The 24,272-nt window shown below is 72.3% G+C and carries 18 protein-coding genes; 12 read left to right on the top strand and 6 right to left on the bottom strand.

The features are described from left to right. Positions 1-69: 69 nt before the first annotated feature. Genes ABIA32_RS14415 through ABIA32_RS14400 form a run of 4 tightly spaced genes read left to right on the top strand, consistent with a single transcriptional unit; the run spans position 70 to position 3,406 of the window. Complete coding sequence (locus ABIA32_RS14415; protein ID WP_370094835.1) at positions 70-690, top strand: class I SAM-dependent methyltransferase; 621 nt, start codon at positions 70-72, stop codon at positions 688-690. Positions 691-693: 3 nt separating this feature from the next. Beyond that, positions 694-1,500, top strand: coding sequence for an SDR family NAD(P)-dependent oxidoreductase (locus tag ABIA32_RS14410; protein ID WP_370094833.1), 807 nt, complete (start codon positions 694-696; stop codon positions 1,498-1,500). After that, a complete protein-coding gene (locus ABIA32_RS14405) occupies positions 1,497-2,324 on the top strand; it encodes a 4'-phosphopantetheinyl transferase superfamily protein (protein WP_370094831.1) in 828 nt (275 codons plus the stop codon). The genes ABIA32_RS14410 and ABIA32_RS14405 overlap by 4 nt, the downstream gene beginning before the upstream one ends. After that, positions 2,321-3,406: a Gfo/Idh/MocA family protein gene (locus ABIA32_RS14400; protein ID WP_370094829.1), complete on the top strand. Its 1,086-nt coding sequence runs from the start codon at positions 2,321-2,323 to the stop codon at positions 3,404-3,406. The genes ABIA32_RS14405 and ABIA32_RS14400 overlap by 4 nt, the downstream gene beginning before the upstream one ends. Here ABIA32_RS14400 and ABIA32_RS14395 read toward each other — a convergent pair. Next, on the bottom strand, positions 3,370-3,993 hold the full coding sequence (locus ABIA32_RS14395) for a TIGR00730 family Rossman fold protein (RefSeq protein ID WP_370094827.1): 624 nt from the start codon (positions 3,991-3,993) through the stop codon (positions 3,370-3,372). The genes ABIA32_RS14400 and ABIA32_RS14395 overlap by 37 nt on opposite strands. Positions 3,994-4,177: 184 nt before the next feature. Between ABIA32_RS14395 and ABIA32_RS14390 the strand changes: the two genes are divergently transcribed. Both ABIA32_RS14390 and ABIA32_RS14385 read left to right on the top strand, forming a co-directional pair. After that, the gene (locus ABIA32_RS14390) at positions 4,178-5,251 is read left to right on the top strand and encodes a LuxR C-terminal-related transcriptional regulator (RefSeq protein WP_370094825.1); all 1,074 of its coding nucleotides are present in this window, start codon (positions 4,178-4,180) and stop codon (positions 5,249-5,251) included. Positions 5,252-5,420: 169 nt separating this feature from the next. Then, positions 5,421-6,773 (top strand): condensation domain-containing protein, encoded by a 1,353-nt coding sequence (locus ABIA32_RS14385; RefSeq protein ID WP_370094823.1) that lies wholly within the window; start codon positions 5,421-5,423, stop codon positions 6,771-6,773. A gap of 14 nt (positions 6,774-6,787) precedes the next feature. Here the strand turns inward: ABIA32_RS14385 and lysS are convergent, their stop codons facing one another. Next, positions 6,788-8,452, bottom strand: coding sequence for a lysine--tRNA ligase (gene lysS, locus ABIA32_RS14380; RefSeq protein ID WP_370094822.1), 1,665 nt, complete (start codon positions 8,450-8,452; stop codon positions 6,788-6,790). Positions 8,453-8,638: 186 nt separating this feature from the next. Here lysS and ABIA32_RS14375 point away from each other — a divergent pair, with 186 nt between their 5' ends. Further along, positions 8,639-9,139, top strand: a complete 501-nt coding sequence (locus ABIA32_RS14375; protein WP_370094820.1) for a VOC family protein — start codon at positions 8,639-8,641, stop codon at positions 9,137-9,139. A gap of 285 nt (positions 9,140-9,424) precedes the next feature. On the opposite strand, the gene manA is transcribed toward ABIA32_RS14375, so the two are convergent. Both manA and ABIA32_RS14365 read right to left on the bottom strand, forming a co-directional pair. After that, a complete protein-coding gene (gene manA / locus ABIA32_RS14370) occupies positions 9,425-10,630 on the bottom strand; it encodes a mannose-6-phosphate isomerase, class I (protein ID WP_370094818.1) in 1,206 nt (401 codons plus the stop codon). 71 nt (positions 10,631-10,701) lie between these two features. After that, positions 10,702-12,684, bottom strand: coding sequence for a fructose-specific PTS transporter subunit EIIC (locus ABIA32_RS14365; protein WP_370094817.1), 1,983 nt, complete (start codon positions 12,682-12,684; stop codon positions 10,702-10,704). A 408-nt stretch (positions 12,685-13,092) separates the two neighbouring features. Between ABIA32_RS14365 and ABIA32_RS14360 the strand changes: the two genes are divergently transcribed. The 4 genes from ABIA32_RS14360 (at position 13,093) to ABIA32_RS14345 (ending at position 21,223) form a co-directional block, all read left to right on the top strand. Further along, positions 13,093-13,308: a hypothetical protein gene (locus tag ABIA32_RS14360; protein WP_370094815.1), complete on the top strand. Its 216-nt coding sequence runs from the start codon at positions 13,093-13,095 to the stop codon at positions 13,306-13,308. A gap of 421 nt (positions 13,309-13,729) precedes the next feature. After that, positions 13,730-14,200 (top strand): hypothetical protein, encoded by a 471-nt coding sequence (locus ABIA32_RS14355; RefSeq protein ID WP_370094813.1) that lies wholly within the window; start codon positions 13,730-13,732, stop codon positions 14,198-14,200. A gap of 84 nt (positions 14,201-14,284) precedes the next feature. After that, positions 14,285-16,357 carry an SPFH domain-containing protein gene (locus tag ABIA32_RS14350; RefSeq protein ID WP_370094811.1) on the top strand — a complete coding sequence of 691 codons (2,073 nt, stop codon included), beginning with the start codon at positions 14,285-14,287 and terminating at the stop codon, positions 16,355-16,357. A gap of 87 nt (positions 16,358-16,444) precedes the next feature. Beyond that, positions 16,445-21,223 carry a DNA repair ATPase gene (locus tag ABIA32_RS14345; RefSeq protein WP_370094809.1) on the top strand — a complete coding sequence of 1,593 codons (4,779 nt, stop codon included), beginning with the start codon at positions 16,445-16,447 and terminating at the stop codon, positions 21,221-21,223. On the opposite strand, the gene ABIA32_RS14340 is transcribed toward ABIA32_RS14345, so the two are convergent. After that, on the bottom strand, positions 21,151-22,233 hold the full coding sequence (locus tag ABIA32_RS14340) for a PucR family transcriptional regulator (RefSeq protein ID WP_370094807.1): 1,083 nt from the start codon (positions 22,231-22,233) through the stop codon (positions 21,151-21,153). The two genes, ABIA32_RS14345 and ABIA32_RS14340, sit on opposite strands and share 73 nt — an antisense overlap. Before the next feature lie 177 nt (positions 22,234-22,410). On the opposite strand from ABIA32_RS14340, the gene ABIA32_RS14335 reads away from it, so the two are divergent. Beyond that, complete coding sequence (locus ABIA32_RS14335; protein WP_370094805.1) at positions 22,411-23,226, top strand: SAM-dependent methyltransferase; 816 nt, start codon at positions 22,411-22,413, stop codon at positions 23,224-23,226. Positions 23,227-23,305: 79 nt separating this feature from the next. Here the strand turns inward: ABIA32_RS14335 and ABIA32_RS14330 are convergent, their stop codons facing one another. After that, positions 23,306-24,235 (bottom strand): hypothetical protein, encoded by a 930-nt coding sequence (locus tag ABIA32_RS14330; protein WP_370094803.1) that lies wholly within the window; start codon positions 24,233-24,235, stop codon positions 23,306-23,308. Positions 24,236-24,272 lie beyond the last annotated feature (37 nt).

Here is a 24,272-nt window from a genome sequence, read left to right as displayed (position 1 = left end):
CCACCCCACCCCACCGCTACCCGCCCCGACCAGCCCGGAGCCTCCGGGCCAACCAGGAGGAGAACACCCGTGCAAGCCTTCACCGACCGCTGGGAGCAGGGTTTCGCCCCGCTCTACGACTCCAACGAACTCTCCGACATCTCCTGGGTCACCACCTCGGTGAGCCCGGCGCTGCAGCAGCTCGTCATCGACGGAGTGCTGCCGCGCGGGGCCGAGGTGGTCGACCTCGCCTGCGGCCCTGGCGTTCACGCCACCTTCCTGGCCCGCCACGGGCTGCGGGTCACCGGGGTGGACCGCTCTGCCACCGCGCTGGCCAAGGCCAGGGAACTGGCCCGGCTTTACCACTGCGAAGTGGAGTTCGTGGAGGGCGACATCCTCGACGTCCCGCTGCCGGACGCCAGCCGGGACGTGGTGCACGACTCCTTCGTCTATCACAACGTTCGCGACGAGGCCCGGGACGCCTACGCCCGCGAGGCGGCGCGACTGTTGCGCCCCGGCGGCCTCTTCGTCCTGGTGGGCTTCTCCGACCGGATGTCCCCCGGCTCCGGGCCGATCCGGCTCACCTCGGACGAGATCGTCAAGCCGATGCTGCCCTACTTCGAGGTGGAGGAGCTGCGCCGGTTCCGGAATCTGCCGACGGAGAAGCGTCCCGACCAGTGGCACTGGTTCGCCCTGCTGAAGCGGCGGTGACCGGTGGAGACCCTGGCCACCGGCGGCACCCTCGGGAGCTCCACCGGGAGATTCACCGGGAGGACGGTCCTGGTCACCGGGGGTGGCCGGGGCATCGGCCGAGCGGTGGCGCTCGCCTTCGCCCGTGAGGGGGCCCGGCTCGCGCTCGCGAGCCGGACCCCGGCCCAACTGGAGGCGGTCGCGGACGAGATCACGGACGCCCACGGCGGCGAAGCGCTCTGTCTGCCGCTGGACGTCTCCCAGGCGGACCAGGTGCGTGCCGCGGTTCGCGAGGCCGACGAGCACCTCGGCGGCATCGACATCCTGGTCAACTGCGCCGGCGTGTTCGCCATGGGGGCCACCGAGGACGCCCCGGTGGAGCAGTCGGCCGAAATGCTGGGTGTCAACGCGCTCGGCACGCTCCTGGTCAGCCAGGAGGTCGGCCGGGGCATGCTCGAACGCGGCCACGGACGCATCGTCAACTTCGCTTCGCTGCTCTCCTTCACGGCCTTCCCCGGTCGTGCCGCCTATGCCGCGAGCAAGGGCGCGGTGCTGCAGCTCACCCGGGTTCTGGGGGTCGAATGGGCCTCCCGTGGCGTCACCGTCAACGCGGTGGCCCCCGGAATGATCAGGATCGAGACGATTCATCCGGCGGTCGCGGCCGGGGACCTGGACGAGCGGATGATCCTGGAGCGCATCCCGATGCGGCGCCGCGGCCGCCCGGAGGACGTGACCGGCTCGGTGCTCTTCCTGGCCTCCGAGGACGCCGCGTACATCACCGGCCAGACGCTGGTGGTGGACGGGGGCTGGCTCAGTTACGGATACCTGTGAGCGGGCGGACCGTGGCGCCTGCGGCGACGCCGGGACCGGTGCGGGTGTGGCGCGTGGACCTGCCGACCGAGGTCCTGCCGGCGGACTGGGCGGTGCTGACGCCGAACGAGCACCGGCGCGCCGAGGGCTACCAACTGCCCACGGCGGCAGCCGCCTTCGTGGGGCGGCGCGCTGCCCTGCGCCGGATCCTCGGGCACCGGCTGGGCCTCCCGCCCGTGCGGGTGCCGCTGGTTCTCGGTCCCTGCCCGCGATGCGGGCCGGGACCGCATGGGGTGCCGATGGTGGCGGGGAACGGGGCGCCGGTCTTCAGTGGCTCCTCCTCGCACCGGCTGGCCCTGGTCGCGATGGCCGACCACGGCCCGCTGGGGGTCGATCTGGAACAGCTGCGCGAGGTGTCGCCCGACTCGGTGGCGGCACTGCGCGCTGCAAGCACGCCGACGGAGGCGGCCTACCTGGCCGGACTGAGGGGCGGGCCGTTGGAGACCGTCTTCCATCGGCTCTGGACCAGGAAGGAGGCGGTGACCAAGGCCGCGGGTGTGGGCATCGCCGCAGACCTGAGACGACTGGACACTTCACCGCACCGCGGCGGCCCGGTCCTGGTCGACGGCGGACCGAGCGGGCCTGTCGCCGGGCAGTGGCGGGTGGACGACCTGCCGATGCCCGAGGGCTATGTCGCCGCGCTGGCCCGCCGCCCCGACAGCCACGACCTCGGCATCGAGACAGGGCCCGCCGAGACCGCCGAGCCGGCTGAGCCAACTGAGACCGCTGAGCCAATCCGCGCCAGGACGACCCTGGTACGGCCCGAGAAGGAGGACTGCTCATGACGCCACGCACGACGCCGCACCACCTGACCGAACACCAGCACGCGATCATCGGCTGCGGCCGGGTCGCCGCCAACCATGTGGACGGCATCCGCCGGGTTCCCGGCTGGGGCCTCGCCGTCGCCTGCGACCGCATACCGGAGGTGGCGGCGGACTTCGCCAGGGACCACCTGATCGCGAGGACGATGGCGGACGCCCAAGAGGTGTTCGCCGCGCCCGAGATCTCCAGCGTCTCGGTCACCGTCGACCACGCCCAGCACGCCGAGCTCACCGAGCGGGCCCTGCTGGCCGGCAAACACGTCCTGGTCGAGAAGCCGATCTGCCTGGACCCGGCAGAGGGCCGCCGGTTGGTGGCCCTGGCCGAGCACCGCGGTCTGGTGCTCTCGGTCGTCGCGCAGCACCGCTACGACCCAGTGGTGCTGGCCGTGCGCGACTGGGTGCGCCGCGGCCTGCTGGGCGAGCTGCTCCAGGTGTCGGTGGCGCTCCAGGCCGCCCGCGCGAAGGACTACTACCAGGACAGTTACTGGCGCGGCACGCTGACCGGCGAGGGCGGTTCGGCTCTGGTGAACCAGGGCTACCACTGCCTTGACGCGGTGCGCTGGATCTGCGGTGACGTGCGGGCCGTCGCCGCTTCCTGCCGCACGGTGGCCTTCGCGGACGTCATCGAGACCGAGGACACCCTCAGCGGGCTGCTCGCCGCAGGGCCGGTCCCGGTGACGCTCAATGTCACGGTCGCGGGACGGATCGAGTGGCGCAGCCGGATCGAGGTGGTCGGCACCGCCGGATCGGTCGTCTTCGACCTCGACCATCCGGGCCGGCTGCAGCGCTTCGACGGCTCCGCCGAGCTGGTCCGGCTCGCGGAGCTGGAGCAGTCCCGGACGCCGACCGAGGCCCCGGCCGGGCTGTCCTACTACGGCGTCTCACACCGTGCGCAGATCGCCGACTTCTGCCACGGGGTGGCCACCGGGGAGCCGATGCTCTCCTCCGCGGGCGACGCGGTCGGCACGCTGGAGGCGATCCTCGCGCTCTACGCCCTCGGCGGACGCCGTCAGCCGGCCGCCGCTCTCACCGCCCTCTCCGCGTAGCCAGGGAGCCGGCCCGACTCCTGGGCCGGCTCCGCGCAGCCGAGCGCGTCCAGGGCTGTCTCAGGGTCGTCTGCCACCGCGATCAGCTTCCGGTCGTCCGGGGCCAGGAATCCGGCGGAGACCATGCGGTCCAGCATCGCCAGCAGCGGCTCGAAGAAATTCTCCACATTCAGCAGGACGACCTTTCGCCGATGGAACCCGAGCTGATTCCAGGTGGAAATCTCCATGAGTTCGTCCAGGGTTCCGTAGCCGCCGGGCAACACCACGAAGGCGTCCGCGAGTTCGTAGAACATCGCCTTGCGACTGTGCATCCCGTCGACGAGGACGATGTCACCCAGGGCCGCGTCCAAGCGTTCCCGCTCGTGCAGTTCCTCCGGGATCACCCCGTACACCGGCGCACCACCGAGTTGGGCGGCCTCGGAGACGGCCCCCATCAACCCCACCCCGCCCGCGCCGTACACGAGGCCGAGCCCCCGGCGGGCGATGGCGAGTCCGAGCCCGTGGGCGGCCTCCAGATAGCCGGGCGAGCTACCGGAGCGGGCACCGCAGAAGACGCCGACCCGGGTCGACCTGTCCCCAGTCGACACGGTCAACCCCAGCCGAGGTCGTCGAAGGCCGGGACCAAGACCCTGCCGCACGGTATGGATCGGGCAGTGCTGTTCACCTGGGTCTCCTTCGGATCGGTGGGCGATGCCTTGATGTTGCACGATCCAGTTGCTATCTTCCATTGCACTCAAGGTGATTTGAAGCGACTCTCTGGTGGATTTGCAGGTGGCCGAAGAGGGGTTCCTCCGCACCGAGGGCCTGATCCCACTCGGGGACCACGCCCGCGCCCTGTACTCCCATGTGCTCAAACACGGCGACCCGTCCGTCCCGCGCGCCGAACTGAGCCGGGCCACCGGCTTGGATCCGGCCCAACTGGACGAGGCCCTGGAGCAGTTGCGGACCCTGCGACTGGTTGGCGACGAGGCGCTGCTGCTCGGCGAGGTGCTACCGATCGCCCCCGCCACCGCCCGGATGCAGTTGCTCTCGCCCCTCGAACGCGATCTGGAGCGCAAGCAGCGCGCGGTCGACGCCGTCCGGGCGGTCTATGCCCAACTCGCCCTCCCCTACCAGCAGTCCATGGTGCGCAGCGCGGGCGAGGGCGCGGTGACCGAGTTCCACGACCTCAGCGGCGTACGCAAACTGATCACCGAACTCTCCGCCACCTGCTCGGAGGAGGTGATCGCCGCCCACCCCGGCGGCGCCCGCTCCGAGGAGGTGCTGCGGGAATCGCAGCAGCGCACCGAGCAACTGCTCGCCCGGGGCGTACGGATGCGCAGCCTGTACCAGCACACCGCCCGCCACCACCCGCCCACCGCTGCCTACGTGGCCTTCGCCACCGCCCTGGGCGCGGAGGTGCGGACCCAGGGGGACGCCTTCATGCGGCTCCTGCTTTTCGACTGCGAGGCCGCCATCGTCGAGCTGCGCGGAGAACCGCTGGGAGCGCTGCTGATCCGCGAGCCCAGCATCGTCCAGCACATGAAGCTGTCCTTCGAGAGCAACTGGAGCCGGGCCCGGGCCTTCGACCCCGCCTACGACTCGGAGGTGGTGCGCGAGATCTCCGGCAGCACCAAGCTGACCATCATGCGACTGCTGGTCGAAGGCATCGAGGACAAGGCCGTCGCCCGCCGGCTCGGCATGTCCCTGCGCACCTGCCAACGTCACATCGCCGAGATCCTACGCAGTCTCGGCGCCCGCAACCGGCTGCAGGCCGGCTATCTCATCCACCGCTACGGCCTCGGCGGCGAGGCGGGACCGACCGGAGTCCCGTCGGACACCGATCCGTCCCCTGACATCATGTGAAACGCATCTGCGGCCCTGACATCCTTTCCGGACCGCATTTCTGCGCCCTTTCCGGCCACCCCCCGAAATGCCGCGGCCTTCGTTCCCGGCATTGCCCCCCGCGAAATCCGCCGCCTAGCCTGGAGGCCGTCCACAACCAGTCCGGTCAGGCCACGACGGGGGAATCCCAGTGAACACAGCGACCGCGATCCCGATCGAATTCCTGTCCGGCGTGCCCCGTTCGGGCCCGCTGACCTGGGGTCAGCTGGCCATCTGGGACGTGCTCACCTGGCTGCCCGCCGACGACACCACGCTGACCCTCTCCGGCGTACAGCCGGTACCGCCCGGCACCGGCCTCGACGCGGTCGCCGGCGCGCTCGCCGCTCTGATCATCCGTCACGAATCACTGCGCACGGTCTTCTCCCCGTCCGCTGACGGGCCCGTCCAGCACGTGGTCGCCCAGGGGCGCATCGATGTCCCCGTGCACGACACCGCCCCGGGCGCCGGCCGCTCCACGGCGGAGTCGCTCCAAGGGGAACTGCGCGCGGTCCCGTACGACATGGCCGCCGATCTGCCCCTGCGAGCCGCCGCCGTCACCGAGGACGGGCAGCCCGTCGCCGTGGTGCTGACGGTCAACCACATGGCCGTCGATGCCTGGAGCTTCAGCATCATGCAGGAGGATCTGGCCGCTCTGCTCGCCGCCTCGCCACTGCCCGGCCCCGGGCCGCAGCCACTGGACCGGCTCGCCTACGAGCAGTCCCCGCTCGGCCTGCAGCGCGAGCAGCGCGCCCTGCGCTACTGGTCCGAGCAGATCGGTGCCGCCCCCACCGCCATGCTGTCAGGCTTCCCTGAGCCTTCCGCTGCCGAGCTGCGCTGGGGCAGGATCGAGTCGTCCGCGCTGGCGGAGGCCGTCCGGCTGCTGGCCGTACGGACCGGGACCGCGCCCTCGCTGGTCACGCTCGCCCTCACCGCCCGCCTGCTCGCCCGCTACACCGGCTCCGACCGGTCCCTGCTCCGCCTCATCGTGGCCACCCGGTTCAACCCGAAGACCCGGCGCCTGGTCGGCGCGTTCAACCAGAACGCCGTCTTCGGCCTGGAGATCGGCGATGATCCGACCGACGCCTTCCTGCGCCGCGCGTCGCTGACCGCGCTGGAGTCGTACCAGAACTGCGAATACGACCCGAGGTCCCTCGAGGTGCTGATCGACGGCATCACCGCCGAGCGCGGCATCGACTCCGTCGGCTGCTGCTTCTTCAACGACGTCAGCTTCCGCGCCGGCCAGGCTCCCGCCGCCGACGCCGAGCCGGAGAGCGCGGCCGAACGCGCCCGGCGTCTCGACCGGCTCCGCGCCGAGACCACACTGTCCGTGCCCGACATGGACCAGGTTCCCAAGGGCGCGACGTTCTTCCTCTTCCTGGACCGGCTGGACGACCTGGCGATCCTCCAACTCTGCGCGGACCGCCGGTTCCTCGCCCCGCGCACGCCGACCGACTTCCTCCACGACCTGGAGGGCATGGCCCTCGGCATGCTCGACGTCGCCTGACACCCCGCCCCGGCTCAGCGCGGGCTCAGCAGCTCCCGCACCCGCTCCTGTCCCAGAGCCAGCAGCAGCGTCGGCAGCCGAGGACCGGTGTCCCGGCCCACCAACAGGGTGTAGAGCAGCACGAAGAGCGACCGCTGAGCCGCCTTCAGCTCGGGCGAAGCGGGCGTATCCAGGCCGAGCCCGGCCTGGAGCTTCGGGACTCCGTAGACCAGGGCGGTCAGACCTGCCAGGGACCAGTTCCGCTCGAGCCCGGCCAGCAGCAGCCCGATCGCCTCCCGCTCGGCGGCCGACAACTGCTCCAGCCGCTCCCCGTCGCGCTCGCCGCGCACCTGCGTGCGCCCCTCAGCCGGCAGACAACCCTCCACCCATGCCTGCGCCCGGTCGAGCCGCGGCCGGGCGACGTCGAGGCTCTCCAGCGCAACGTCGTCGCCGACGTCCCGCAGAATGCGCAGGGTCTGCGCGGTGTCCCCGGCGGTGAGGTCGGCCACCGAGGCCAACATGCGGAACGGCAGCACGAGCGCGGTGGCGGGCAGCGTCTGCCCCACGGGTCCGAGCGATCGCTCCCGCGCCGACAGCTCCCACGGGTCGGCCTCGCCCGCCTCCGCCTTGCGGCCGAGGGCGTCCCACTCGTCGTAGAGGCGATTGATCTCCTGGTCGAATGCCACCGTGATCGACTGGTTCGGCTTGCGCCGTGCGTAGATCCAGCGCAGCAGCGGCGCCTCAAGTACCTGCAGCGCGTCACCCGGCGTGGGCGCCCCGCCGGCGGAACCGCTCATCTTCGCGGCACCCCTGATGCCGACGAACGAGTACCCGAGGTAGACCGGCGGCTGCCCGCCGAAGACCTCACGGACGAGCTGCGACCCGACGGTGAAACTGGATCCCGGCGAGGAGTGGTCCACCCCTCCGGCCTCGAAGCCGACCCCTTCGAACGCCCACCGCATCGGCCAGTCGACCTTCCAGACCAGCTTCCCACCGCCACGCGACGCCGCGAGCACCAGCGCGTCCTTCTGCCCGCACAGGCAGCTGTAGCGCAGCTCCGTGGTGGCGTCATCGTACGAGTCCACGATGGTGGTGTCCCGCCCGCAGCAGGAGCAGTACGGCTTGAACGGGTAGTACTCCCCCGCCGCGCTCTCGTCCTCGGTCTCGTTCTCCTCCTCGGCCTGCTCCACCACCTGCGCGGTCCGGTACCGCCCGAGCAGCGCGCCGATCCGCGCCCGCTCCCGCATCGCCAGCAGGATTCGGTCCCGGTAGACACCGGAGGCGTACATCTCGGTCTGGCTGATCTCGGTGACCTCGACCCCGAGCTCCGCCAGCGCCGTCCGGAACGGGCTCTTGAAGTGCTCGGCCCAGTTCTCATGACAGCCGACCGGATCCGGCACCGCGGTCAGCGGCCGCCCGATGTGCTCCCCGAACGAGTCCGGCAGCCCCGCGGGCACCTTGCGCAGCCGGTCGTAGTCGTCCCAGGACAGGATGTGTCGACATGCCGACCCCCGCCGCCGGATCTCATCGGCGACGAAGTGCGGCACCATGATCTCGCGCAGATTCCCCAGATGGATCGGCCCCGACGGACTGATCCCCGAAGCACAGACCAACGGCGCATCCGCCTGCCGCCGCCTGCCCTCGGCCATCACCCGATCCGCTGCCTCGGCCACCCAATCGCCATGCGTCCCGCCGGCCACGTCATGCCTCCTCGACTGACTGAGATCAGAGATCAGAGATCAAGGATAGGGCAGCCCCAAGTCCCTTCCCTCCCAAGCTGTTGCCCGTCTTCGTCGCCCGGTGTCGAGCCGGTCGCGCACTCGCGACAAGAGATGACCACGATGCCTGTAGTTTGAATTTGAACGTCCTGACGTATCCTTTCCTGCATGTCAGTCCGCCGCCTCAACCACGCCGTGCTCTGGATCCGCGACGTCGACCACTCGGTCGCGTTCTACACCGATGTCTTCGGCTTCCAGGTCGACCACCTGATCCCCGGCCGGGCCGCCTTCCTCAGTGCGCCCGACAGCCTCAACGACCACGACCTCGGCCTCTTCGCCCTCGGGCCCGACGCCCCCGGCCCCGAGCAGGGCCGCGTCGGCCTCTACCACCTGGCGTGGGAGGTCGGCACCCTCGGCGAACTCGCCGCCATCGGCCGCAAGCTCGCCGAGCGCGGAGCCCTGGTCGGCTCGACCGACCACCTGGTCTCCCAGTCCTTCTACGCCAAGGACCCCGACGGCAACGAGTTCGAGCTGATGTGGCGCGTCCCCCGCGCGGACTGGCCGGACTCCGACTCCGACGCCAAGCCGGGCCCCCTCGACCTCGCTCAGTCCATGGAACGCTGGGGTCCCGACCTCGCCACCGGGTCCGCAGCGGGTCTTGCCACCTGATCACCCCGGCAGGCGGGGCTCCCGGGCCCGCTGACTCTCGTCACGCTGTGCCCCGCCCCCGAGCGGTCACTCGACTGCGCCTGCCCCGCGGAGCAGTGCCAACACCGTTTCCGCCTCCGGATCGCCAAGATCGCTGAGGAGCGCGTGGGCGCGCCGCCAGGCGGACACGGCGCCGCCGGGGCTGCCCAGCGCGGGTTCATCCTTCGCGCGTGCGGACCAGCGCACCGGGGGCGGGGAGTTGCCCAGCACACCATTCCCCGCGCCCGGGTCCCGCTGCTGGCGCCGTCAGAGCGAGACCGTGGCCCGGAAGATCGAGGCGCCCGCGCCGCGCGCCGTCACGGCGGGGTTGCCGGCCGGGACGAAGCAGGAGTCGCCACGGGAGAGCGTCAGTTCCGTGCCCGCCGTGTCGGTCAGGGTCGCCCGGCCCTCCGTGCAGAGCACGATCTGCGGGGTGTCCGTCGGAAGCCGCCGTTCGCCCAGGCGGTACCGGGAAAGCCGGAACTCGTCGATCGGGGCGGGATAGAGCTCCTCGCCCGGGTGCTCGGGTACCGGGCAGGCTCGGATCACCCGCGGCGCCGACGCCCGGAAGTCGACGATCCGCAGCAGTTCGGGCACATCGATGTGCTTGGGTGTCAGGCCCGCCCGCAGCACGTTGTCGGAGTTGGCCATCAACTCGACGCCCAGGCCGTGCAGATAGGCGTGGGGCACGCCCGCGCCCAGGTACACCGCCTCGCCCGGCCGCAGCGTCACATGGTTCAGCAGCAGCGCGGACAGCAGTCCGGGGTCGGCCGGGTAGTGGTCCGCGAGGGCGGCGTAGTCGCGGAGCATCGCGGCCTCCTCGGCGGAGTCCGTCTCCGAAGCGGTCCGCAGCAGCGCCTCGCGGGTCTGCGCCACGAGCGGCGCGACGGCCGCCCGGTCGCGGGTCAGCACCAGCGTCAGCGCCTCCCGCAGCGCCTCGGCCTCCGGCTTCCCGAGCAACACCTCGACCACCCCGCGCAACCCCGGCACGCCCAGCCGCTCCAGCAGCGCCGCCGTCCCCGCCGGGTCACGGAAGCCGCAGACGCCGGTGAACTCGTCCAGCGCGCAGAGCATTTCGGGCTTGTGGTTAGCGTCCTTGTAGTTGCGCTCCCGCGCATCCAGGGGGACGCTGCGGGACTCCTCAGCCCCAAAGCCCGCCCGCGCCTGCGCCAGATCCGGGTGGACCTGGATCGACAGCGGCTCCGCGGCGGCCAGCACCTTGAAGAGGAAGGGCAGCGCGGGACCGAAGCGGTCGACCGAGGGCGCACCGAGCTCGCCTTCAGGGTCCGCCGCGATCACCCGGTCCAGAGTCTGCGGGCCGTGCCCGCGGTCGAGTTCGGAGGGCGCCGCGGCGTGTGCGCCCATCCACAGCTCGGCCTGCGGCTCGCCTGTCGGTTCCGCGCCGCGCAACGCCGGGATCGCGGTGCGCGAGCCCCAGGCGTAGGCGCGGACGGTGTTCTCCAGCAGGTCCATGGGGTTCTCCGTTCCAGCGGCGCGAGGGGTCCGGCCGCCCCCGAGGCGGGGCCGAACCCTTCGCGCTCTCCTTACGCGACTGCTTCCAGCGTCCGCACGATCTCCCCGCGGTCCGCGGCGGCCTCCAACTCGTCACGGAAGTCCGCGTTGACGAGCTTGCGCGAGAGCTGCGCGAGGATCCGCAGGTGCTCGTCGCCGGCCATCTCCTGTGGGACGGCGACCAGGAAGAGCAGCTTGGCCTTCGATCCGTCCGGCGCGCCCCACTCGACGCCCTCCGAGGAGCGGGAGAAGCAGACCACCGGTTCGGTGACCGCGTCCGTCTTGGCGTGCGGGATCGCGATGCCCTCGCCGAGCCCGGTCGAGCCCTGCGCCTCCCTGGCGTGCACAGCCTCGGCGAGCGAGGCGTGGTCCGCGACCCTGCCGGTGCCGGCGGCGAGCGCGACCAGCTCCCTGATGGCCTCGTCCTTCCCGGTCGCGGCGAGCTCGGGCTTGACCGTCTCCGCCGTCAGATAGCCGGAGAGGACCTGCACCTCGCCCGCCGGGGCGTCGGCCGGTGCCGGAGCGGCGACTGGCACCGGGGCCTCGGCGGCGGCCTCGACGGGGCCCGCGACCTGCTCGTCCCGGGCGCCCTTGCGGCGGGACGAGCGTTCGATCAGCGCGATCGACGTGAACGCGGTGACCACCGCTCCGGCGGCGATTGCGGCGAAGTACATCGGCACTCCTCCCACCGCGCCCAGCACCGCGACGATCGGTCCGCCGTGCGGGACCGAATCCTTCACCGCGAAGACCGCGCCGAGGCCGCCGGCCACCATGGCGCCGGCCATGTTGGCCGGGATGACCTGGGCAGGACGTCCGGCTGCGAAGGGGATCGCCCCCTCCGTGATCCCGAAGAAGCCCATGAAGAGCGCGGCGATGCCGGTGTCGCGCTCCTGCTGGTCGAAGAGTCGCTTGCGCAGCAGCGTGGCCAGGCCCATGCCCAGCGGCGGGACCGCGATCGCGGCGGCGACCATCCCCATGACCTCGTGGTTGCCCGAGGCGATCAGGCCGGAGCCGAAGAGGAACGCGGTCTTGTTGACCGGGCCGCCCATGTCGAAGGCGATCATCGCACCGAGAACGATGCCGAGCACGGCGGCGGATCCGCCCTGAAGCCCGCTCAGGAAGCTGGTCAACGTGGTGAACAGCCAGGAGATCGGCGAACCGATGACGTAGATGAAGATCGAGCCCACGATCAGGGTGGTCAGCACCGGGATGAAGATGATCGGCATGACCGTGGCCATGGCCCGCGGTACCTTGATCTTCTTGATGCCCAACGCGACGTAGCCGACCAGGAAGCCTGCGACGATCGCGCCGAGGAAGCCCGTGCCTGACTTGCTGTCGTAAAAGGATCCGGTGTTGGCGATGTATCCGACGATCAGACCGGGCGCCAGCCCTGGGCGGTCGGCGATGGCGTAGGCGATGTAGCCGGCCAGGATCGGCACCATCAGCTGGAAGCCCAGCGCGCCGACGTCGCTCATGGTCTTCCAGACCGTGTGGTCCGGGATCACCATGCCGTCGGGTCCGGCCTTGCCGCCGAACGCCATGGCGACGGCGATCAGCAGCCCGCCGACCACGACGAAGGGAATCATGTAGGAGACGCCGTTCATCAGCGCCTTGTAGACGACGCTGCGCTCCTTGCCACCGCCGCTCGAGGTCGCCGTCTGCACCGCTCCGCCGCCGCTGCCGTAGGGGGCGGCCGTCCGGGCCTGCGCGAACAGCTCCTCCGGGCGACGGATGGCATCGCCGACGCCGACCGAGACCAGCGGCTTGCCGGCGAAGCGGCTGCGGTCCACCTCCTTGTCCGCGGCGATGATCACGGCGTCTGCCTGGGCGACGTCGGCGTCGCTGAGGCGGTTCTCGACCCCGATCGAGCCCTGGGTCTCCACCTTCATCGTGTGCCCGTGCGCTTCGGCGGTCTGCTGGAGTTTCTCCGCCGCCATGTACGTGTGGGCGATGCCCGCCGGACAGGCGGTCACGGCTACCAGCTTGAGCGGGCCGGCGTGGCTTGCTGTGGTCACGGGTCTCCTCCTCGAGCCCCCTGCACGGATGGGTCTCCTGTCACTCTCCGTCACTCACGGGTAGGCAAAGAAGAGGCAAAGGTCATGACCCGGGCAGGCACGTGGACCCCCGCGCGCGTCGGCAGCGGCAGCTGCGGCCCGCTGTCCTTCAGTGCGGCGTGGCGTCAGCCGTCGGAGCCGGGAGCGATTGCGGGAGGGACGGCGCGGACGGCCGCGCTGGGCCGGAGAGCGGAAACCTCGGACGCGGCTCACCACGGGGCGCACGGATGCACGCCGTAGGCGTGCCCGCGCCACCGCTCCCGCTCGGCCCGGCGCTTGGCGGGCGGAGCACCGGGTACTCCAGCAGGAGTCCCGGCGGCCCCCTTCCGAGGGCCGCCCGAAGCCGACCGATCGAAGCGAGGAGTGGCCATGAGCGGTCTGGACGGTCTGGAGCCGGTAGCGACGTTCTGCGGGAGCTGCGACTGCGGCTGCCCCCAGCTCTTCGTCGACGCGGACGCGCCCGCGGAGCGTCGCATCGTGTTGACCGACGACTTCGGCCAGCGCGTGCAGATGAGCGCCGACCAGTTCGCCTCGCTGCTCGACGAGGCGAAGGCCGGACGGCTCGACAGCGCGGCCAAAGCCTGACGGCCCGACAGCCCGACAGCCCGGCGGATGTGAGCTGATCCAGGACATCAAGAGGGCGCTAAGACTGCCGGGATCATGCACTGCGCGAAGGCCCCTCGCACTGCCACGCTGACCCCGGCAGCACGCAACGGCGTGGCTGTCACGGCGGATTCTGCAGAGGCAGGCGACAGCAGTGGGCGGCTTTCTGAGGGCGGCTACGGGATACCCCACCGTGCTCTTCACCTTCGCGCTGATCGTCATCGTCGCGTACTGGGTGATCGTGCTCGTCGGGGGCGTGCATCTGCACGGGGGGCACCACGGCCCCGCCGGACACGGGGGACACGGGGGACACGGGGGACACGGGGGACACGGGGGACACGGGGGACATCATGGCCACGGGGGGCGGGCCGCCGGGGGGCGGCCGGGTCACGGGGGGCGGGCCGTGCGCGGCGGGCTGCAGAAGGTGCTGGGCCTGGGTGGAGTGCCGATCACGGTGGCGGTCTCGCTGCTGGTCGCCTTCGCCTGGTTCAGCGCGCTCGCGGGGCGGGCGCTGCTGGGGGGCAGGGACGGGGGAATCCTGCTGCCCGCAGCCCTGGTCGGGGGGTGGGTCGGGGCGCGGGTGCTGGCGTGGCCGCTGCGGCGGATCATGCCGGCCCCGGCTCCGCCGCCGACGCGTCGGGACTTCGTCGGCCGCGCCTGCGTCATCCGCACCGGGCGGGTCGGCCCGGACTTCGGCCAGGCGGAGGTCCGCGCCGCCGACGGTTCCGCCGCGCTCGTGCCTGTCCGGCAGAGTCTCGACGAGGCAGCCGGTCCGGGCAGCGCGCTGACGTCGGGCGCCGCCGCGCTCATCTACGACTACGACGCCGAGGGCGAGTTCTTCCGGGTCATGCCCGACCTGTCGGCCTCCGGCTGACTCAGCGTCGCCGGCTGTCACGACGTCATCGTCGAGTCGCAACTCTTCGCATCATTCGCAGCAAGGTCGTCCAAGGGAACAGCCATGTCTGTCGTCACCATCGGAATCGGCGTTCTCGTCGCCGTGCTCCTGCTCATCGGCCTGGGCACGCTGCTGCTCTTCGGCCGGCTGTTCCGCAAGGTGGTCCAGGGCGAGGCCCTGATCATCTCCCGACCCAAGAGCGTCGACGTCACCTTCACCGGCGCCCTGGTCGTGCCGATGCTGCACCGGGCCGAGGTGATGGACATCTCGGTGAAGACCATCGAGATCTCCCGCACCGGCCGGGAGGGCATGATCTGCCAGGACAACATCCGCGCCGACATCCAGATCACCTTCTTCGTCCGGGTGAACAAGACCGTCGAGGACGTCATCAAGGTCGCCCAGGCCATCGGCACCGACCGGGCCAGCCACCAGGAGACGCTGCAGAACCTCTTCAGCGCCAAGTTCGCCGAGGCCCTCCGAACCGTCGGCAAGCAGCTCGACTTCGTCGACCTCTACACCAAGCGCGAGGAGTTCAGGGACCGCATCATCCGGGCCATCGGCACCGACCTGAACGGCTACCACCTCGAGGACGCCGCGATCGACCACCTCGAACAGACCCCGATGTCACAGCTGGACCCGGCCAACGTCCTGGACGCGCAGGGCATCCGCAAGATCACCGAGCTCACCGCGCTGGAGCACATACGCACCAACGACTTCCAGCGCAACGAGCAGATGGAGATCACCCGCCAGGACGTCGACGCCCGCGAGGCCGTGCTGGAGCTGGAACGCCGCCGCGCCGAGGCGGAGATCCGGCAGCGCAAGGGCATCGAGACCCTGCGGGCGCAGGAGGAGGCGGCCACCGCGCAGGTCCAGGAGGAGGAGCGGCTCAGGTCGGAGAGCGCACTGCTGCGCACCGACGAGTTGCTCGGGGTCCAGCGGGAGAACCAGCAGCGCGAGATCGCCGTCGCCGAGAAGAACCGCGAGCGGGTCATCGCCGTCGAGACCGAGCGGATCGAGAAGGACCGGCTGCTCGAAGTCGTCAACCGGGAGCGGGAGGTGGAGCTGTCCCGCGCGGAGAAGGAGAAGCAGGTCGAGGTGGAGCGGCGCGGCGTCGCCGAGGTGCTGCGCGAGCGGGTCGCCGTGGACCGCACCGTCGCCGAGCAGGAGGAGGAGATCAAGCGGGTCCGGGTCGTCCAGGAGGCCGAGCGCACCCGCCAGTCGGTGATCATCGCGGCCGAGGCGGAGGCACAGGAGCAGCTGGTCAAGGACATCAAGGCGGCCGAGGCCGCCGAGCAGTCCGCGCACTTCCGGGCCAAGGAGCAGCTGGTGCTGGCCGAGGCCGGACAGAAGAGCGCCGAGCTCGACGCCGCGGCGGCGGCCCTCGCCGCGCAGGGCGAGCGGGCCAGGGTCGGCGCGGTCGGTCTGGCGCAGGCCGAGGTGTCGGAGCGTCAGGCGCTGGCCGATGCGGCGGGCATCCGGGCCCGGCTCGAGGGCGAGGCCGAGGGTCTCAAACTGAAGGCCGCCGCGATCGAGAAGGTCGGCCTGGCCGAGGCCGCGGTGACCGAGAGCAAGGCCCAGGCCGAGGCCGTCGGCATCCGCGAGCGGCTGCTGGGCGAGGCGGTCGGGCTCAAGGAGAAGGCGGCGGCGATGGCCGCACTGGACGAGGTGTCCCGGGCGCACGAGGAGTTCCGGCTCAGGCTGGCGGCCGACAAGGAGGTCAGGCTGGCGGCCCTGGACGTCCAGCGGAAGGTCGCCGAGGCACAGGCGGCGGTGCTGGCGGCCGGGCTGGAGAGCGCGGACATCGACATCGTCGGCGGCGACAGCATGTTCCTGGAGCGGCTGATCGGCGCGGTCTCCTTCGGCAAGGGCATCGACGCGGCGGTCCAGAGCTCGGAGACCATGCGGACACTGGGCGCGGACTGGCTCGGCGGCGAGCGGAGCTTCGGCGCGGACGCGACGGAGGTGCTCAGCTCACTGGCGGCCGGCGGCCCGTGGAACCTCGCGATGCTGACGCAACTGCTGGCGAGTCAGGGCGTGGACGGCAAGCTGCCGATCAATCCGGCCCAGCTCGTGAACGGCACCGGCAGCCGGGGCGGTGGCGGCGCCGGCGCGGACAGTGCAGCGGGCGCCAAGTAACCAACCAGCGAACAGCAGCAAGCAGCCGTCCGCACGAGCACCTGTCCCGGCGCCGGCACCACCGAGCAGCAGAGAGGCACCGAACAGATGGGCGTCGAGGACGGCACCTACCAGATCCTGCGCGCGCGGCTCGCGGATCGGGCGGCCGAGCTGGGCCGACGGGCAGCGGAGCTGAACAGCCTGCGACTGGAGGTCTTCGGCTCCCGCCCGCTGGAGCTGACCGGCGCGGCCCGGCCGCGCACCGGTGGCGAGGCCGTCGCCTGCGGCCTCGTCACCGTCCGGCCCGGGGTGCTGCTGCTGGGGACCTCGGCGCCTGGCCTGGCCGAGGGGATGCTCTCGCTGCACGGGCTGGACGGCTCGCCACTCGACCCGGCCGCCGTCCCCGGCCTGCTGGACGACGAGCGGTTCCACCGCGACCTGGCCGAGCTGCTGCGTTACTTCCGCGGCTCCCAGCTGGTCGACCTGGTGCGGACCGCCTCCGGGCGGCTGCTCGCCGTGTTCCGCACCGGCGAGAACGAGGGCGACATCCGGGTGCTGCGCTGGCAGTTGGCGGAGGATGGCGCCGAGTACCTGGACAACCACGGCGAGCGCGACCTGCCCCAACCTCCGGCGTTCGAGCTGCCGTGGACGACGACCGGCCGCGAGCACCACTCCCAGGGCCGGATCCGGATCGAAGGCGGCGCGGGCACGGTGTCGGTCGCCACGACCGGCGGCAGCCTCACCGTCCACGCGGAGCCAGGCGGGAGGCCGCTGTTCGAGGAACCGGTCGACGACCCGCTGCAGAGCCTCGCCGACGCCACCGTCGCCTACGCCGCGACGGGACCGCTGCTGCTGCTGCGGATCCGCCCCTACAACGAACGCGCCGACCGCTATCTGGTCGTCAACACCCGCACCGGCACGGTCCGTCGTCAGGACTCGCTCGGACGCGGCGCGCGGCTGCTCCCGGCCGAGCAGGGCCTGCTCTTCCCCGGCGGCTACGAGCTGGCGGACGGCAGCCACCGCTCCTTCCGCCTCGACGAGACCGCCGTGGCCTCGCCGACCGAACCGACGGCTCCCGCCGACGAGCTGCGCTTCGACGCCGTGCTCGCCTCGCCCAACGGCGAGGACCTGCTCTACGTCCTGCGCCGCCCCGGCCGCGCCCAGGTGCTGCTGCTGCCGTGGAACACCGTCCGCCGCGAGGCAGCCGCCGCCTTGCACGGCGCCGCCTACGCGCTGCTGCCCGACGGCACGCTGGCCCTGCTCAAGCCGGACCGCGAGCCGGTCCGCACCCACGAACTCCAGCTCTGGCACACCCCGTTCGTCTCCGCCGACTACGCCGCCGCGCAGCCGGTCGGGGACGGTCCGCTGGAACGCATCGGCAACGCCGACCTGGTGCGCGGCATCGCGGACTGCCTCGACGTCGTCCGCACCGCGGCCGCAGCCGCCACGGAGGCGGGGCCGACAGCGTCCGCTCCCGCGCTGATCCTCGACGGCTGCACCAAGACCGCCGACCGCCACTACTGGCTCGCCGACACCGGACTGCTCGAACCCCTCAGCGAACTGCGCGACGCCGCCGAGCAGTTGGCCGTCGAGCAGGCTCGCCTCAGCGCGCTCGCCGCCCGCGCCGCCGACGCGCTGGAGCAGGCGCGCGAGGAGGCCGCCTCGCTCGTCCGTCGCTCCCACGGCGAGCTGCCCGTCGACGCCGACGGCTGGACCTCCCTGCTGGCCGACCTGCGCCGGGCCCAGGGCCGCGCGCACACCCTTCGCGAACTGCCGCAGCTCGACCTCACCGCCCTCGACGTCGTCGAGGAAGGGCTGGCCGCCGAACTGACAGCGGCCACCGACCGTGCCTTCGCCTACTTCGCCGGCCCCGATGCCTTCGCCGCTCCACTCGCCGCCGCCCGCAGCGCCGCCGAGACGGCGGCCGAGACCGCCACCGCCGCCGAGGCCGCCCAACTGGCCGACCGCCTCGCCGAACAGGCCGAGTCGCTGGCCGTCGTCACGGATCTGGTCACCGGCGCGGTGACCGCCGAGCCGGGCGCGGGCACCGCCGTGTTGCTCGCCATCGGCGAGGTGCTCGCGGCCGTCAACCGCGCCCGCGCCGTGCTCGCATCCCGCCGCCGGTCGCTCCTGGAGACCGAGCACCGCGCCGCCCACGCCGCCGAGTCCGCCCTGCTGGCCCAGGCGACCACGGCCGCCCTCGCCGCCGCCGACACTCCGGCCGCCTGCGACGACCAACTCGCCAGGCTGCTGCTGCGACTCGACGGCCTGGAGGCTCGCTTCGCGGAGGCCGAGGATCTCGCCGCCGAACTGGCCGACCGACGCGTCGAGATCCAACAGGCCCTCGCCGCCCGTCGGCAGACCCTGCTCGACGAATCCGCCGCCCGCGCGGAACGCGTCACCGCCTCCGCGACGCGCGCCCTCGCCGCACTGCGACGCAGGCTGGACGGTCTGACCTCGCCGGAGGACGTCAACTCCGCGCTGGCCGCCGACCCGATGGCGCTGCGGATCCGTTCCGCCGCCGACGAGCTGCGCACCCTGGACCAGCAGGTCCGCGCGCAGGAGCTGGACGACGCCCTGCTCGGCGCGGGCCAGACCGCGGTGCGCACGCTGCGCGACCGGGCCGACCTCTCCTCGGACGGCGGCGCGAGCGTCCGCCTCGGGCGGCACCGCTTCGCCGTCCGCCGGGAGCCGGTCGAGCTGACACTGCTGCCGGAGGGCGCGGAGCTGGTCTTCTCGGTCACCGGCACCTCCTACCGCCGCGCCGCCAACCTCCCCGAGCTGCCGGGCGGACGCGAGTTCTGGACCCAGCCACTGGTGAGCGAGTCGCCCGCGCTCTACCGCGCGGAGTACCTGGCGACCGGCCTGCTGGAGACGGCCACGGACGAGCCGCCGCTGGTCCAGACCCGCCGCGCGGCGGAGCGGGCCTACGACGAGGGCTACGAGCGCGGCGTCCACGACGAGGACGCGGCCCGGATCCTCGACGCGCTGCTCCGGCTGCGCAGTGGCGCGGGCCTGCTGGCCCACCCCGCCGAGGTACGGGTCGCCGCGCAGCTGTTCTGGGCCTTCGGAGCGGCGGAGGGCCGACGCGCCGACTGGCAGCGCCGGGCCCGCTCACTCGCGCTGGCGCGCGGTACCTTCGGCCCGGCCGCCGCACCGGCCGCAGTGGCCGGGCTCGCCGCCGAACTGTCTGCCGCCGTGGCCGAGTTCGCCGAGGCGAACGGACTGGCAGGGACCGCGCCCGTCGGCGACTACCTGTTCGAGGAGCTCGCGAACGAGCGTGAGGGCTTCGCGACCAGCGCGGCCTCGCGCGAGTTGCTCGACGGCTTCCGCCGCACCGCCGCTGCCTCGCAGCTCGTCGCCGATCTCGACGCACTCGCCGGCGACCTGCACGACCTGCACGCCGGGCACCAACTCGCCACCGCCTGGCTGGAGTCCTTCGCGGCATCGCTGACCGACTCCCCCACCGACGGCCTCCCCGAGGCGGTGGCCCAGCTCTGCGCCGCCGACCTGCCCCGCTACGACGTCGACGCGCCGCTCAGCGAGACCGTCGAGGGACTGCTCGGCACCCACCCTCGGGTCCGCGAAGGGCGGCTGACCGTCCGCATCGACCGGCTTCCCTCCGAGGCACGCGCCTTCAGGGACCAGCGGGCCACCGCCTTCCGCGCCTTCCAGCGACAGCGCGCGGACATCCTGGCCGCCGAACGCGACCGGCTGCGGCTGGACGAGTACCGCCCCCGCCCGCTGGCCGGCTTCGTCCGCAACCGGCTGATCGACGAGGTCTACCTGCCGCTCGTCGGTGACAACCTGGCCAAGCAGCTAGGCTCGGTCGGCGGCACCGCCGACCGCAGCGGCCTGCTGCTCCTGCTCTCCCCGCCCGGCTACGGCAAGACCACGCTGCTCGAATACGTCGCCGACCGCCTCGGCCTGCTCAGGGTCCGCGTCGACGGCCCGGCCCTGGGCGCGGGCACCACCTCGCTCGATCCCGACCGCGCCCCGGACGCCGCCGCCCGCCGCGAGGTCGAGAAGATCGTCTTCGCCCTGGAGGCGGGGAGCAACGTGCTGCTGCACGTGGACGACATCCAGCACCTCTCGCCACAACTGCTGGAGAAGTTCATCCCGCTCTGCGACGCGCAGCGCCGCATCGAGGCGGTCAGCGACGGCCAGGCCCGCAGCTTCGACCTGCGCGGACGCCGCTTCGCCGTCTGCCTCGCCGGAAACCCCTACGCCGCCAACGGGCATCGCTTCCAGGTTCCCGACATGCTCGCCAACCGCGCCGACCTGTGGAACCTGGGCGAGGTCCTGGCCGAGCACCAGGAGCTCTTCGCGAGCTCGTTCCTGGAGAACGCCCTGGCAGCGAACGCAGTCCTGGCCCCGCTGGCCGGGGGCGACCCGGCCGAGCTGCGACTGCTGATCGCGCTCGCGGACGGCGATCCCGCGGCCCAGGCCGACCAGCTGACCCGTCCGGTCCACGACCTCGACCGGGTACTGGCCACGCTGTCCCGGCTGCGCCGGATCCAGCACACCGTGCTGGCCGTGAACCGCGCCTACATCGCCTCCGCCGCGCAGGAGGACGCCGACCGCATCGAGCCGCGCTTCCTGCTCCAGGGCTCCTACCGGACGATGGCCCGGCTCGCCGCCCGGGTCGACCCGGTCCAGAGCGACGCCGAGCTCGAGGCGCTGCTCGACGAGCACTACCTCGCCGAGGCCCAGGCACTCGGCAGCGCGGCCGAGGCGAACCTGCTCAAGCTGGCCCGACTGCGCGGCCGGGCCACCGCCGAGCAGACGGCCCGCTGGCGCGCGCTCTGCACCGGCTACCCCTCGGCGGGCGGGTCGTCCGGCCACCCCAACAGCCTGGCCCCGAACACCGCCGTCTCCAGGGTGTAGCGCTGGAGCGCGTCGTCCGGGTCGAGCCCGGTCAGCCGGACGATCCTGGCCACCCGGTAGGAGAGCGCGCGCACACTGAGGCCGAGCCTTCGGGCCGCCTCCGCCGTGACGTAGCGCGACTCCGCGTAGGCGGCCAGGGTCTCCAGCAGCGGCTGCGGACCGCCGCGGGTCTCGCGCAGCGGGTCGAGCACGCCGTGGACCAGCTCCGTCAGCGCGTCCCTGTCGCGCAGCAGCACCGGCAGCACCAGCAGGTCGGCCGCGCGCAGCAGCCGGCCGGGCAGCTGCAGCCGGTCCGCCTGCTCCAGCGCGGTGCGCGCCTCCTCGTAGGAGCGCACCACGCCGCCGGGACCGCTGTGCGGGCAACCGACCGCGACCCGCCGACCCTCCGTCAGCTCGGCGAAGGCACGCACCGCCGCCGTCTCGCCGGAGCCGCCGGGGACGATGCAGACGAGCCGCCCGTGCTTCACCGCGAGCAGCAGCTCCTGCTCGCCGAAGCGGCCGAGCAGCTGCCGCTCGACGCCGCGCACGAGCGGGTCCTCCAGGCTGTAGCCGTCCCCGTCGGCGACCGCCACCACGTGCGCGCAGGCGAGGTTGAGCCCGAAGCGTTCGGCGTGCTCGGCCAGTCGACCCAGATCGCTGCGGCTGCTCAGCAGGTCGGCGACGAACTCGCGGCGCTCGGCCTCCTCCTGCTGCAACTGTTCCCGATAGGCCCGTCCGTAGCCGGCGGCGAGGGCGGCGACGGCCGCGCGCAGCGCCACCATGGACGCCCCGTCCACCGGCCGGTCGGCCCAGACCCGGCCGCTCTCGGCCAGCCGCTCGTCGATCAACTCGGCCAGGCCGCGCCCCTCTGCCGCCGCCAGCGCGCCGTACGCCCGCAGCGACTCGACCTCCTCGCGCCGCAGCCGCCGCCCGCTGCTGCCGACCTCGGCCAGCAGCGGACCCCAGCCGGACGCGCCGGACTCCATCGGCGACGCGGCCGGCGGGCCCGACGCCGGAGTGACCGTGGCCATCTCCGCTTCCCTCCCCCGTAAGGACACAGACGCGCCAGCGTACCGGCCGCACCCGAAGGCCTCACCAGCGCTGCAACAACATCTCGGCCTCGGGGAGTTGTCGACTGAAGGAGCACGTGTCAGGGTGTGCTGATCACATTCCCTGAGGTATGCGTGGCGAGCGACGGATCGGGCTGAATGAACCAGGACATGGGCCGGGAGCCTGCGGCGATCGACACCAGCGTGGCCCACTCGGCCCGCATGTACGACTACTGGCTCGGTGGGCGGACCAACTTCGCCCCGGACCGCGAGCTCGGGGACGCCGTCGAGCGGGTCATCCCGACGATTCGCGCCATGGCCAAGGAGAACCGCCGCTTTCTCGGCCGTGCCGTGCGGCACATGGTGCACCTGCAGGGAATCCGCCAGTTCCTGGACATCGGCACCGGCATACCCACGGAGAACAACACCCACGAGGTGGCCCAGCTGGCCGACCCGAGCGCGCGGGTGGTCTACGTCGACAACGATCCGATCGTGCTGGCCCACGCCCGCGCCCTGATGTCCGGCACGCCGGTCGGCCGCACCGCCTTCATACAGGCCGACCTGCGCGATCCGAAGGCGATCCTGCGCCACCGCTCTCTACGGGAGACCCTCGACCTGCGCGAACCGGTGGGTCTGGTCCTGGTGGGCGTCCTGATGCTGGTCCCCGACGCCGACGACCCCTGGCAGAAGGTCACCGCGCTGCTGGACGCGCTGCCGAAGGGAAGCTGCGTGGCGCTGACCCACGTCACCGCGGACTTCGATCCGGAGGCCGTGGGCGCCGTGGTCGACGCCGAGGACGAGGGCCGGATCACGCTGGCCCCGCGCACCAAGGACGAGGTCGCCCGCTTCTTCGGCGACTGGGAGCCGGTCCAACCCGGCATCGTGCCGGTCATGGCCTGGCGGCCGGACGGGCCCGCGCCCGCCGACCCCCAGGCCGCGTACTACTGGGCCGGAATGGCCCGCAAGCGGTCCTGACCGGTCAGGACCGCTTGCTCCGAGCCCAGCCCTCTCGCTCGGCTCAGCCGGACAACCGGTCTCAGCTGGACAACCGGTCTCAGCCGGACATCGCGCAGCCGCCGGCCGCGTTGCTCCAGGTCGGCTGCATGGCGAAGGAGCCGCTCGGCAGGCTGACCGCGCCAAGGTTCTGCCAGGCGCACAGGTCGCCGTTCTCCTGGCCGTCCGAGGCGACCCAGCCGCTGGAGGGCTGCGGGTCCGTCAGCGTCTCGGCGTACTCGTGCCCGCCGACGATGCTGAAGCCGTCGAGCTGGCTCTGCACCGAGTTGGCGCCGCAGCCGGAGCCCGCGTCCAGGACGTAGGGCATGTTCGTGTAGGCGACGTTGCCGTTGTAGTCGTGCCAGGCGCAGAAGCCGCTGTTGGGGAAGCCGTCGGGCGAGGTGCCGCTCGGGCTCATCACGACGATCTGGACGTCGGGACCGGAGACGCCGAAGTGCGCGGCGCCCGCGTCGGCCTCGGCCGCGATGTCGGCCTGTGCGGCTGCGGCGGGGGCGGCGCTCGCGTCGTCCACCCAGGTGCCGCCGAGCACGGAGCCGCCGAAGGTCGGGCCCTGGCCGCTGTTGTCGGTGTACTGGGAGGTGACGGTGGACCAACTGTCCGACGAGGTGCCGAGGCCGCTGAACAGGTTGGTCTGGTACTGCTGGACGCCGTTGCTGTCGCTGTCCCACTGGCTGCCCCAGAAGACCAGGTAGACGGTCGCCTGGTGCTGGACGGGGCCGCCGTTGTAGATCAGAGTCCCCGACGCCGCGGCGGCGTTGGGGCGCATCTGGACGGCGTGGGCGCCACGCATCGGGATCACGCCGTGACGGCCGTGGGTCTCGACCCGGTAGGTGTGGCCGTGGCTGCGCACCAACTGCACGTGGGTGCGCGAGGCGGCGGTGCCGGGCGCGGCCGAACCGAGGAGAGTGGCTAAGGCGATGCCGCACGCCGCGGCGATGAACGCGGTCGTGCCGCGTCGGATCCGGAACATCCTGGTGCCTCCCGGTGGGGACTGGGGCTGTTCTGAC

The organism is Streptacidiphilus sp. MAP12-20 (genome assembly GCF_041262525.1).
Classification (GTDB): Bacteria; Actinomycetota; Actinomycetes; order Streptomycetales; family Streptomycetaceae; genus Streptacidiphilus.
Note: the sequence above shows the minus strand (reverse complement) of the source record. Positions and strands in the feature narration are given on the sequence as shown.

What these genes read in the sequence shown, in the direction of transcription:
- ABIA32_RS14400 (WP_370094829.1), top strand. Translation starts at nt 2,321, where the DNA reads ATGACGCCACGCACGACGCCGCACCACCTGACCGAACACCAGCACGCG.
- ABIA32_RS14375 (WP_370094820.1), top strand. Translation starts at nt 8,639, where the DNA reads ATGTCAGTCCGCCGCCTCAACCACGCCGTGCTCTGGATCCGCGACGTC.
- manA (WP_370094818.1), bottom strand. Translation starts at nt 10,630, where the DNA reads ATGGACCTGCTGGAGAACACCGTCCGCGCCTACGCCTGGGGCTCGCGC.
- ABIA32_RS14360 (WP_370094815.1), top strand. Translation starts at nt 13,093, where the DNA reads ATGAGCGGTCTGGACGGTCTGGAGCCGGTAGCGACGTTCTGCGGGAGC.
- ABIA32_RS14350 (WP_370094811.1), top strand. Translation starts at nt 14,285, where the DNA reads ATGTCTGTCGTCACCATCGGAATCGGCGTTCTCGTCGCCGTGCTCCTG.
- ABIA32_RS14345 (WP_370094809.1), top strand. Translation starts at nt 16,445, where the DNA reads ATGGGCGTCGAGGACGGCACCTACCAGATCCTGCGCGCGCGGCTCGCG.
- ABIA32_RS14340 (WP_370094807.1), bottom strand. Translation starts at nt 22,233, where the DNA reads ATGGCCACGGTCACTCCGGCGTCGGGCCCGCCGGCCGCGTCGCCGATG.
- ABIA32_RS14335 (WP_370094805.1), top strand. Translation starts at nt 22,411, where the DNA reads ATGAACCAGGACATGGGCCGGGAGCCTGCGGCGATCGACACCAGCGTG.
- ABIA32_RS14330 (WP_370094803.1), bottom strand. Translation starts at nt 24,235, where the DNA reads ATGTTCCGGATCCGACGCGGCACGACCGCGTTCATCGCCGCGGCGTGC.